The 8746-nt window shown below is 67.4% G+C and carries 7 protein-coding genes and 1 tRNA gene; 6 read left to right on the forward strand and 2 right to left on the reverse strand.

The features are described 5' to 3' along the window. Window positions 1-190: 190 nt before the first annotated feature. Both ACRWK7_RS14080 and ACRWK7_RS14085 read left to right on the forward strand, forming a co-directional pair. Complete coding sequence (locus tag ACRWK7_RS14080; protein WP_431856876.1) at window positions 191-1837, forward strand: ThiF family adenylyltransferase; 1647 nt, start codon at window positions 191-193, stop codon at window positions 1835-1837. Continuing rightward, window positions 1797-2330: a Mov34/MPN/PAD-1 family protein gene (locus ACRWK7_RS14085; protein ID WP_431856877.1), complete on the forward strand. Its 534-nt coding sequence runs from the start codon at window positions 1797-1799 to the stop codon at window positions 2328-2330. Before ACRWK7_RS14080 ends, ACRWK7_RS14085 begins: the two co-directional genes overlap by 41 nt. 258 nt (window positions 2331-2588) lie before the next feature. On the opposite strand, the gene ACRWK7_RS14090 is transcribed toward ACRWK7_RS14085, so the two are convergent. Both ACRWK7_RS14090 and ACRWK7_RS14095 read right to left on the reverse strand, forming a co-directional pair. Beyond that, on the reverse strand, window positions 2589-4100 hold the full coding sequence (locus ACRWK7_RS14090) for a DUF6538 domain-containing protein (RefSeq protein WP_431856878.1): 1512 nt from the start codon (window positions 4098-4100) through the stop codon (window positions 2589-2591). Window positions 4101-4194: 94 nt separating this feature from the next. Beyond that, window positions 4195-4268, reverse strand: a tRNA-Gln gene (locus ACRWK7_RS14095). Window positions 4269-4542: 274 nt separating this feature from the next. Here ACRWK7_RS14095 and ACRWK7_RS14100 point away from each other — a divergent pair. From ACRWK7_RS14100 to ACRWK7_RS14115, 4 genes are all read left to right on the forward strand, one after another. Beyond that, entirely contained in the window at window positions 4543-5502 is a 960-nt protein-coding gene (locus ACRWK7_RS14100) for a Ppx/GppA phosphatase family protein (RefSeq protein ID WP_431856879.1), read from the forward strand. Window positions 5503-5523: 21 nt separating this feature from the next. Next, the gene (locus tag ACRWK7_RS14105; RefSeq protein ID WP_431856880.1) at window positions 5524-6255 is read left to right on the forward strand and encodes an RlmE family RNA methyltransferase; all 732 of its coding nucleotides are present in this window, start codon (window positions 5524-5526) and stop codon (window positions 6253-6255) included. Window positions 6256-6322: 67 nt separating this feature from the next. Continuing rightward, window positions 6323-7873 carry an IMP dehydrogenase gene (guaB, locus tag ACRWK7_RS14110; RefSeq protein WP_431856881.1) on the forward strand — a complete coding sequence of 517 codons (1551 nt, stop codon included), beginning with the start codon at window positions 6323-6325 and terminating at the stop codon, window positions 7871-7873. Between the two features lie 81 nt (window positions 7874-7954). Beyond that, a complete protein-coding gene (locus ACRWK7_RS14115; RefSeq protein WP_431856882.1) occupies window positions 7955-8668 on the forward strand; it encodes an endonuclease III domain-containing protein in 714 nt (237 codons plus the stop codon). The last annotated feature ends 78 nt before the right edge of the window (window positions 8669-8746 follow it).

An 8746-nucleotide genomic window follows, 5' to 3' on the forward strand; every position in this document is an offset into this window, starting at 1 on the left:
GCTCGGGGGTATGCCGCTTCCGACGGGCCATTCCTTCCTCCTCCTGAGTGCCCAGCCTTCACATAGGGGCTGGAGCGGGTTCAGGGGGGCAGGTCAGCTGTGGGTCTCGGAAGACCGCCGTTTCGCTGTCCGGTGTCTGGCCGAGCTCTCGGTTCCGGCCAGCGCGTATATGCCAACTGTGTCGGCGTGGATGATGCTGGTGTCGCCTGAATACCCCAAGGGCGAGATCACCTTCTACCCAGCAACCGATGGCGGCATCTCCGTGACGTTCCCGCACCAGACCTACAACGGGGAGCCCAAGGACAAGCGCCCGTGGCGGACTGGGAACCTTTGCGTCGCCGGGCCACGGTTCGACGAGGGGGTGAAGGAGCCGAAGGAAGCTGACTCTCGCCTCCGGTGGCATGCCTCCCGGCTGCTCGCTTGGATCAATGCAGCCGCGACCGACACGCTGCTGGCACCCGGGCAGCCGACGGAGTTCCCCTCTCCACCAAGCTATAAGGATGGCCCCCCCGGCATCGTTGTCTTCGCCGAAGACCGCAACACCTTCGAGGCATGGCAGGGCCATGTGCCGGGTGGCGGACTTGTTACCCTCGTCAACCCGACCAACGCACCCGGGCTCTGGGCTGTCCAGCACTTCCGGGATACGCAGGGCAACACGATCCGTGAAACGTCTTGGGGTCTTCGGATGGCCGGGGCCAAGGGGCGGAAGCCCATCACTGGCATGTGGTTCACCTTGCCAGATCCGCCAACGGTTCTTCCATGGGGACTGCCTGCGACTTGGGGGGAGATGGAGGACGCCTTCCGCCGTGTGGCTGACGTATCGGTGTTCAACTCCATCATCGAGAACGGGAAGCTGTTCCGCACCGGGCAACGGCATCCCATCCTGATTGGGTTCCCTACCGCTGAGCTGGTCGGTGAACAACCGGTACGCCTGCACTGGGAAGCTGTCTGGATGCCGGTGTTGTCTCACGGCGCTGTTACGGCCAAGGGTTTTCGGTCGAATGAGCGCGGCTATCGGCAACGGGACCGGACCCTCATCCGCGCCGACGCCAGGGTCGAGTGGATGCCAATCGAGAATTGGGCGCCGGACCAGTTGATCACCCGCGGAACCACCCTGGACCGCAACGCGGCGGATCAGCCGATACTGCTGCTCGGAGCGGGCGCGCTTGGGTCTGCGGTCGGCGTCGCGCTTTCCCGGGCCGGAGCTCACGACATCATGGTCATGGACCACGATCTGCTGATCGGCGGCAACTTGGTCCGTCACGAACTCGGCGTTGGTGATGTCTGCCGCAACAAGGCTGAGCGCCTCGCCTTGCGGATGAACGACGTCAATCCGCACGCGAAGGCCGTCGGTGTCCCCCTCGCGTTCCCGGTCGGCATGAAAGGCCGTCACGAACGGAGGGCCCAGGCGAGCCGGGTCGTGATTGACTGCACCGGGACCGATAAGGTCCTCGATGATCTCGCCGGGTTCGCCTGGGACGGTGTCGAGGACCGCTGGTTCATTTCCTTGTCACTGGGATGGGGTGCTCGTCGCCTGTTCTGCTTTGCGTCAAAAGGGACCGGATTCCCCATAGCTGACTTCAAGGAGCACCTCGAGGAGTGGCGCGGCCCCGAAAACGCTACCAAAAGGGAGGTCGGTGCGCCGTCCTGGGAAGGCGTGGGGTGCTGGCATCCGGTGTTCCCGGCGGATGGGCTCACCACGTCCGCGATGGCGCTGGCCGCGGTCAAGTTCATCAGCCGGGTGCTCGCTGGGCGGACGCCGGAGCGCGTCTTCGAGGTCCATACGGAGCATGTCAATGTTCTGGCGTCAGAAGAAGAAGGCCGTGCGGCTGCCTGACGGCATGGAGGTGGCGAACGGCTGCCGCTTCCGGTCAGCGGATGGCCGAATCACGGTCACGGTGACGCCTGAAGCGCTCAGGACGATGCTCGGGTACGGGCGCGCGTCGAGCTGGCAGAACGAGACCGGCGGCATCCTGCTTGGTCAGTACGAGGACGACTATCGCACGGCCGCCGTCTTGGACGTGACGGGGCCACCGGCCGGGTCGTCCTGGGGGCGGACTTGGTTTAGCCGCGGCGGCGGCAACCTTGATACCCTGCTTGAGGAGCGGTGGCAGCAAGGGATCTACTATCTTGGGGAGTGGCACACGCACCCGCACGGCTCTACGACGCCCAGTTCGGACGACCTGCGGACCATGCGCTCTATTGCCTCCAAGCCGTCCTACGCTTGTCTCGAACCCATTCTCCTGATCCTGGGCGGGAGCGATGTGCAGTGGGCCTTGAATGCCGTCGTCCTGATAGACGGCACTCCCATCACTATGGCGTCCATCTGACGTCGAGCACCGTTCGTTGCCGCTGTCCGGGAGCCATGGGCTGACACGACGCGCCCTAAGCGCCGTTGAGAGCCGGTAACTCTTGCACAAGCGGCCGGTCCACAAGTCGCGGGTGCCGTTGAGTTCGACGTGGAGGGCGCGCATCGGAAGGTTCAAGCGGCAGACCAGAGGAAAGCTGATTTCTGAGATGTCTGCTCGTCACCCACTACGATCCGTGTGGTTTCACTGATAGATGGTGCTTATGGGGCACCAGTCCCTTTAGGTGTCGGGCATAAGGTGTCCCAGGTCGACGCCGAGCTTCAGCATGTTCATCGCCTCGATCTTGTTCTTCAGCGTGACGTGCTTCAGATAGCGGCTGCCCTCGCCGATGAGGTCGGAGGTGCTGTGCCCCATGATCGCCTTGACGAACACCGGGTTCGCACCGGCGTTCAGGAGCAGCGTCTCAAAGGTCCCGCGGAAGCTGTGGAAGTCGACGCCAAGCCGGTAAACACCGATCTCCCGCCGGTACAGGGTGAACCGCTCCGAATAGTAGGCGCCCAAGCGCCTGTCCTGGCCCTTCGGCCGCAGGTCCGGCCACAGCCGCTTGCAGCGCGTCCGACGACGTTCTTCGACGAGGTCCAGGAAGCCGAGCGCCACCAGCATCCCCGAGATTGGCACCTCGCGCACCGAGTTCGCGTTCTTGATCCGCCGCTCCCCGTCGGCGTGGACCAGGAAGAAGTCGATGCCATCCCGCTTCTTGATGTCGGCGGTGTGCAGCTGGGCAATTTCCTCCAGCCGCAAGCCCGTCACCAGGGAGATGATCGGCAGCCAGAAAACGGCACTTCGCCGATCGGCGTCGGGGCCAACCCAGAGCCGGGACGTGAACAGGCGGTTTAGGTCGCGGTCGGACCACATCGCGCGCTGCTCGGACGCGGGCTTGCCGTTCGCAATTGGGTAATCGAAGCCTGAGAAGGGATTGGCGTCGAACTCGTAGTGCCCGTGCTGGCGCAGCCAGTCCCAGTAGCCATGCAGCGCGCTCATGTGGCGCTTGATCGTCTTCATCGACAGCAGCTTCGGCCGCTTGATGCTGCGTGGTGACAGCTGTGCAGCGACCTCGATGTTCTCGCGCATCGTCCCCTTCAGGTGCGGCGAGCGGCCGTGCAACTGAGGGAGCTTGCTCAGCGCCGCCTTGAATTCCGAGGCATGGCGGCGCGTGTAGCGGTCAACCTGCTGGTCCCCATGGTACTCGCCCCAGAGGCGGAAGGTACCCCGGGCCTGGAGCGCGGTCTGCTGCGAGCCCCAGGCGCCCGTCTCCAGCATGTTCGCGATGTGCGCCTCTGTGAGTGTGCTGAACACGGGGGCACCTGACACCGGTGCCGGAACTGGCGCAGCTACCGCCGGTGACGCGAGGGCGGGAACCGCTGACACCGCGTTCGCCTGTGCGGAGCAGAGGGCAGGGCAGGGTGCGGGTGTCACCGACAGCAGCGGGGAGGCGCCCGCGCCGACCGGACGGCGAATGATCAGGTCCGCCTGTACCCAGGATGCGGGCCCGACAACGTCCCGCATCAGGTGACGAGCATCCTCAACCGACAGCGCCGGATCTCCATCCAGGGCAGCGAAGAAGCGTTCGCTTTCCAGGAAGAGCAGGCGGGACCTGATGGCCGCTACGCGCGGGCTGGATGTCTCGAGCGACCGGTAGATCTCGGCCAAGCCGCCGAGCCGATGTTGCAGGCGCCCAGGGATGCGGCGCCGGAAGTGAAATGTGCCTGCCCGCCGACACACATGCTGCATGACCACGCACTCCAAATGAGTGAGGGGCAGCCAGTAGTGCAATTGCACCACGCCACCCAGGTCACCAGCAAAAATGTAAGCGATTTCAATAGGTTGGTTGGGGGACTAGGATTCGAACCTAGGCTGGCGGAGTCAGAGTCCGCTGTCCTACCGCTAGACGATCCCCCAGACCGTCGCCGGGAGCGACGCTTGGTCGCGCTCCCGTCGTGGGCGGCCCTTTTAGCACCGGATTCCCACATTGTGAAGCCCCGAATTGCGGTCTCCATCGGAATCCGCACGCCTCCCCCCTCGAAAGCAAGGCTTCGCCCGGCTCACGGAAGCGGTTAGTATGTCCACCATTCCGCGGCGCTCATGAGAGTTGCCGCATATGGGAGGAGTCGTGGACGCTTATCTGCACAGCGATCGGTCATGCGAGTCCGAACGGACGCGGTTGGCGGCCCCTGTGCGCCCGGTTTATGCGGCCCTCGACCTCGGCACCAACAATTGCCGACTCCTCATCGCCCGCCCGACGCAGAGCGGGTTCCGCGTCATCGACGCCTTCTCGCGCATCGTCCGCCTGGGCGAGGGCGTGTTCAGCAGCGAGCGCCTGTCCGACTCCGCCATGGAGCGCACGCTGGCCGCGCTGCGCGTGTGCGGCGGCAAGATCCAGCGCCGCGGCGTCACCGCCGTGCGCGCCGTCGCCACCGAGGCCTGCCGGCGCGCCCGCAACTGCACGCCCTTCCTGGAAGCCGTCGAGGACGAGACCGGCATCGCCATCGAGATCATCTCCAGCCAGGAGGAGGGGCGGCTGGCCATCGCCGGCTGCGCCGCGCTGCTCGACCCACGCATCCCGCACGCGCTGGTCTTCGACATCGGCGGCGGCTCGACCGAGCTGATGTGGCTGGCGTTGAGGCCGGGAGGGCGGCCGCGCCTGGTCGACCAGATCTCGATTCGCTGCGGCGTCATCGGCCTGTCGGAACGCTACGGCGGCGACCTCATCCCGCCGGAGCGCTACTGTGCCATGGTCGAGGAGGTCGCCGCGCAGATCGAACCCTTCGCCGAGCGCAACGGCGTCCGCGCCCACCTGGAGCGCGGCGGCGTGCAGATGCTGGGCACGTCGGGCACGGTGACGACGCTGGCGGGGGTGCACCTGGGGCTGGCGCGCTACGACCGGCGGGCGGTGGACGGCAGCTTCCTGCGCATCGATCACGCCCGCGACATCATCCGCCGCCTCGTGGCGCTGGACTTCGAGGGCCGGTCCAGGCATGCCTGCATCGGCCTGGAGCGCGCCGACCTGGTGGTGGCGGGGTGCGCGGTGCTGGAAGCCATCTGCGACTGTTGCCCGGTGGAGCGCCTGCGCATCGCCGATCGCGGCCTGCGCGAGGGCATCCTGGTCGACCTCATCGGGTCGACGCAGGGCTGACGGATCTATAAGTAAGGTACCATGACCCAGAAGAAGTCCTCGTCGACGCGGCCCGGCGGCCGGCAGACGACCGTTCGCGTGAAGACCGCGGCCAAGCGCTCCAACTCCTCGGCGCGCTGGCTGGAGCGGCAGCTCAACGACCCCTACGTCGCCGACGCCAAGCGGCGCGGCTTCCGCTCGCGCGCGGCGTTCAAGCTGCTGCAGCTCGACGAGAAGTTCCACATCCTGGCGCCCGGAAAGCGCATCGTCGACCTCGGCGCCGCCCCCGGCGGCTGGACCCAGGTGGCGGTCGAGCGCGTGAAGCCGGAGCAGACCGGCGGGCAGGTCGTCGGCCTCGACATCCTGGAGATGGAGCCGGTCGCCGGCGCCACCACCTTCCAGGCCGACTTCCTCGACGAGGCGGCGCCCGAGCGGCTGAAGGCCGTCATGGGCGGCCCGGCCGACGTGGTGCTGAGCGACATGGCGGCGCCGACCACCGGCCACCAGCAGACCGACCACCTGCGCATCATGGCGCTGGCCGAGGCGGCGTACGACTTCGCCGAGGAGGTGCTGGCCCCGGGCGGCGCCTTCGTCTGCAAGCTGTTCCAGGGTGGCGCCGAGCGCGACCTGCTGACCCGGCTGAAGCAGGACTTCGCCGTGGTCAAGCACGCCAAGCCGCCGGCCAGCCGGCAGGACTCCTCGGAGACCTACGTGGTGGCGATGGGGTTCCGCGGCGGGGCGAAGCCCACGCAACCGACCCATGCCGAGGTGTAGTAGGTCGCGGCCCTTCACATCCGCATCTTGTTGTGTATAGTGCCGCAAATTTTGCGGGAGATGGCCGATGTCGCGTGTTTCCAACATCCGCGAAGCGCTGACCTTCGACGACGTGCTGCTGGTTCCCGGTGCCTCCGAGGTGCTGCCGGGCGACGTCGACACGCGCTCGCGGCTGACCAAGACCATCCGGCTGGGCATCCCGCTCCTGTCCTCGGCCATGGACACGGTGACGGAAAGCTCGCTCGCCATCGCGCTGGCGCAGGCCGGCGGCATCGGCGTCATCCACCGCAACCTCGACATCGAGCGGCAGGCCGAAGAGGTCCGCAAGGTCAAGCGCTACGAGAGCGGCATGGTGGTCAACCCGATCACCATCGCGCCCGACGCCACGCTGGCCGACGCACTGGGCATCATGGCCAACTACAAGATCTCCGGCATCCCAGTGGTCGAGGGGGTGGACGCCCGCGGTTCGGGCAAGCTGGTGGGCATCATCACTAACCGCGACGTCCGTTTCGCCACTGACCCCAAGCAGCCGATCGCCGAGCTGATGACCAAGAAGGTCGTCACTGTGCGCGAGGGCGTCAGCCAGGACGAGGCCAAGCGCCTGCTGCACCAGCACCGCATCGAGAAGCTGCTGGTGGTGGACGAGGATTACCGCTGCATCGGCCTCGTCACCGTGAAGGACATCGAGAAGGCGCAGGCCTTTCCCACCGCCTGCAAGGACGACAAGGGCCGCCTGCGCGTCGCCGCCGCAACCGGTACCGGGCCGGACGGCCTGCGCCGGGCCGAGGCGCTGTTCGACGCGGGCGTCGACGTGCTGGTGGTGGACACCGCGCACGGCCACTCGTCGAAGGTGCTCGACCAGGTGCGCGCCGCGCGCGCCATGGGCAACTACACCCAGGTGATCGCCGGCAACGTGGCGACCGCCGAAGCCGCCAAGGCGCTGATCGACGCCGGCGCCGACGCGGTGAAGGTCGGCATCGGTCCGGGTTCCATCTGCACCACGCGCATCATCGCCGGCGTCGGCGTGCCGCAGCTCACCGCCATCATGGACGTGGTGGACGAGTGCCAGAAGCAGGGCATCCCGGTGATCGCCGACGGCGGCATCAAGTTCTCGGGTGATCTGGCCAAGGCCATCGCGGCGGGTGCGGACTGCGCCATGCTCGGCAGCCTGTTCGCCGGCACCGACGAGAGCCCCGGCGAGGTCATCCTGTACCAGGGCCGCTCGTACAAGAGCTACCGCGGCATGGGCTCGGTGGGGGCGATGGCGCGCGGCTCGGCCGACCGCTACTTCCAGCAGGAAGTCTCCACCATGAAGCTGGTGCCGGAGGGCGTGGAAGGCCGCGTGCCGTACAAGGGCCCGGTGTCGGCGGTGATCCACCAGCTGATCGGCGGCCTGCGCGCCGCCATGGGCTACACCGGCAACAGCACGATCCCGGAGATGCAGTCGCGCTGCAACTTCGTGCGCATCACCAACGCCGGCCTGCGCGAGAGCCACGTGCACGACATCACCATCACCAACGAGTCGCCGAACTACCGGCAGGGGTCAGACTCCCCTCTCCCGTCCCGGGAGAGGGTGGCCGCGAAGCGGCCGGGTGAGGGTTGCGGCAAGGATCCTTGAACGCACCCTCACCCTTCCGCTCGTTCCGAGCGGGCCCCTCCCTCTCCCGGGACGGGAGAGGGATTGTTCTGTTACGGGAACATGCTGTTCCCCGACGCCCTCAGCGCCAAGGCGCTCGAGATCCACCGGCGGCTGTGCCTCGTGTACGGCTGCCCGGTGCCGTACTTCCACAACCACGATCCGCTGAGCGAACTGGTCTCCTCCCTGCTGTCGCACCGCACGCGCAACGCCGCCTCGTCGAAGGCGTTCAAGGCGCTGCGGGCGCGCTGGCCGGACTGGAACGGCGTGCGCGACGCACCGGTGGCCGAGGTCGAGGCGACCATCGCCGGGGTGACGTGGCCGGAGCAGAAGGCGCCCCGCCTGCAGGAGATCCTGCGCCGCATCACGGCGCTGCGCGGCGGCCTGTCGCTCGATTTCCTGGAGGACATTCCGGTCGAGGACGCCCGCGCCTGGCTGGAGCGGCTGCCCGGCGTCGGGCCGAAGACCAGCGCGGCGGTGCTGTGCTTCAGCAGCCTGCGGCGGGCGGCGCTGCCGGTGGACAGTCACCACCACCGCGTCGCCGCGCGCACCGGGCTGATTCCGGCCAGCCTCGCCGTCGGGCCGTCGCACCGCGTGCTGGCCGACCAGCTGCCGGCCGGCTGGACGGCGCAGCAGGTCTACGACAACCACGAGGTCATGATGCTGCACGGGCAGCGCTGCTGCTACCACGAGAACCCGGCGTGCCAGCGTTGCGTGCTGCTGGAGCTGTGCCCGGCCGGGCAGGCGCGGATGGAGCCGGAGCGGGCGCGGGCGTGACGAGCCCTCCCCCAGCCCAGCTGGGGGAGGGTTTGGGGGGGGGCAGCGTCGTGCACGAGAATCAACGTATGCCCCGCA

Source organism: Azospirillum sp., from assembly GCF_050789165.1.

Bases quoted from the DNA above. Each gene is read 5' to 3' on its own strand.
- ACRWK7_RS14080 (WP_431856876.1), top strand. From the start codon at position 191: ATGATGCTGGTGTCGCCTGAATACCCCAAGGGCGAGATCACCTTCTAC.
- ACRWK7_RS14085 (WP_431856877.1), top strand. From the start codon at position 1,797: ATGTTCTGGCGTCAGAAGAAGAAGGCCGTGCGGCTGCCTGACGGCATG.
- ACRWK7_RS14090 (WP_431856878.1), bottom strand. From the start codon at position 4,100: ATGCAGCATGTGTGTCGGCGGGCAGGCACATTTCACTTCCGGCGCCGC.
- ACRWK7_RS14105 (WP_431856880.1), top strand. From the start codon at position 5,524: ATGACCCAGAAGAAGTCCTCGTCGACGCGGCCCGGCGGCCGGCAGACG.
- guaB (WP_431856881.1), top strand. From the start codon at position 6,323: ATGTCGCGTGTTTCCAACATCCGCGAAGCGCTGACCTTCGACGACGTG.
- ACRWK7_RS14115 (WP_431856882.1), top strand. From the start codon at position 7,955: ATGCTGTTCCCCGACGCCCTCAGCGCCAAGGCGCTCGAGATCCACCGG.